Annotated in this window: 2 protein-coding genes; both read left to right on the top strand. The window is 73.1% G+C overall.

Annotated elements, in window-relative coordinates:
• Positions 1 to 659, top strand: a 659-nt coding sequence (ypfJ, locus tag L2I40_RS23000) for a KPN_02809 family neutral zinc metallopeptidase (RefSeq protein WP_237217684.1), incomplete at its 5' end; no start/stop codon positions are given.
• Between the two features lie 121 nt (positions 660 to 780).
• A partial coding sequence (locus L2I40_RS22995) for a M81 family metallopeptidase (RefSeq protein ID WP_237217683.1) occupies positions 781 to 1,578 on the top strand: 798 nt, incomplete at its 3' end.

Here is a 1,578-nt window from a genome sequence, read left to right as displayed (position 1 = left end):
CGCGCCCGACCGGCGACGACCCGGCCGCGCGCTTCGTCTCCCGCGTCCTCGCCGAGACCGAGGATGTCTGGAACCCGATCTTCCAGTCGCTCGGCCGCCGCTACCAGGAACCGCGCCTGGTGCTCTATTCCGGCGTGGTGCAGTCGGGCTGCGGCACCGCGCAGGCGCAGGTCGGGCCCTTCTACTGCCCGGCCGATTCCCGCGTGTACATCGACCTCGACTTCATGGCGCAGCTGCAGCGCAGCCTCGGCGCCAGTGGCGACTTCGCCGCCGCCTACATCATCGCCCATGAGGTCGGGCACCATGTGCAGAACCAGCTCGGCATCCTCGACCGCGTGCAACAGTTGAAGGCGCGCGCGACCGAGGCGCAGGACAATGCGCTGCAGGTCCGCGTCGAGCTGCAGGCGGATTGCCTCGCCGGCCTCTGGGCGCGCCGCGCGCATGAGGCGCGGCAGATCCTGGAACAGGGCGACATCGAGGAAGGGCTGAACGCCGCGGCTGCGGTGGGTGACGACCGGCTGCAGCGCCGCGCGCGCGGCACGGTGCAGCCCGAGAGCTTCACCCATGGCAGCTCCGCCCAGCGCGTCCGCTGGTTCCGCGCCGGCCTCGAATCCGGCCGGCTCGAGGCCTGCGACACCTTCGGCGCCGAGCGGCTGTAGTGCCGACGCCAGAGTTGCGGCGGCTCCCCGCCGCTTACGTCGGCTGGTCGGGGTGGGGGTTCGTGTTTCCGCGCCACTCCCACCCTTCGCCAGGCGTCCCGCCTTGCCCTAACTTCTCCGCATGCCCCGCATCGCCGTCGCGCGCCTCTGGTTCGAAGGCAACTCCTTCACCCCCGGCGTCACGCCGCTTGAGGCGTTCCACGCCCGCGAATGGCTCGCCGGCGCCGAGGGTCTCGCGCGCGTCGCCGGCACCGCGACCGAGCTCGGCGGACTTGCCACCTTCCTGGCAGACCGCCCCAATTGGGACGCGACGCTGATCCGCGCCACCTCCGCCCAGCCCGGCGGACCGATGGCGCGCGACGCCTTCGCCGCCTGGCTCGACGAGGTGGAGGGAGCCCTCCTGGCCGGCGCGCCCTGGGACGGCGTCTATCTCTCGCTGCACGGCGCCTGCGTGACGGAGGACGACCCGCAGGCCGACCTCACCATCCTGCGCGCGGTGCGCGAGGCCATCGGCGCCACCCCGCTCGTCGCCAGCTTCGACTTCCACGCCAACATGGCCGAGGAGATCGCGACGATCCTCGACGGCGCGAGCGTCTACCGCACCTATCCCCATACCGACATGGCGGAGACCGCGATCCGCGCGCTGCGCCTGCTGGAGCGCGCGATGCGTGGCGAACGCCTGCACGGCGCGATCGCGAAGCTGCCCTTCGTGGTGCACAGCTTCCACATGCGCAGCGAGGCGGGTCCCATGGCCGAGGTCTGGCGCGCCGCGGCGGCGATGGAACGCGCGACGGTGCTGGAGGCGGCGCCCTTCGGCGGCTTCGCGTGGGGCGACAGCCCGCATGCCGGCCCCTGCGGCATGGCCTGGGCCACCGATCCCGCCGCCGCGCGCAACGCCGCCGCCCGCATCGCGGAGGCC

The sequence above is a fragment of the Falsiroseomonas oryziterrae genome, from assembly GCF_021864505.1.
In the GTDB taxonomy this organism is placed as follows: domain Bacteria; phylum Pseudomonadota; class Alphaproteobacteria; order Acetobacterales; family Acetobacteraceae; genus Falsiroseomonas; species Falsiroseomonas oryziterrae.
Note: the sequence above shows the minus strand (reverse complement) of the source record. Positions and strands in the feature narration are given on the sequence as shown.